Here is a 211-nt window from a genome sequence, read left to right as displayed (position 1 = left end):
CCCTGGTGTAGCCCGCATCCTCCATCACTTCCCAGCAGGCTTCTATGAACAGCCTTTCCTGAGGGTCCATACTGAGCGCTTCCCGTGGCGCAATATTGAAGAACAACGGATCGAATTCCGCAAATCCTTCGATAAAGCCCCCCCACTTGCTGTAGCTTTTTCCATGAGCTACAGCTTCCTGTTTATCGGGATGGAAGAATTCCTCCATCGT

General features: G+C 51.7%; 1 protein-coding gene. It reads right to left on the bottom strand.

Features of this window, described 5'->3' with window-relative positions:
* A partial coding sequence (locus tag LCF57_RS28165; protein WP_226000527.1) for a beta-ketoacyl synthase N-terminal-like domain-containing protein occupies window positions 1-211 on the bottom strand: 211 nt, incomplete at both ends.

The organism is Paenibacillus sp. BJ-4 (assembly GCF_020404765.1).
Lineage (GTDB): Bacteria > Bacillota > Bacilli > Paenibacillales > Paenibacillaceae > Paenibacillus.
This window is presented reverse-complemented; position numbering and strand designations above follow the sequence as displayed.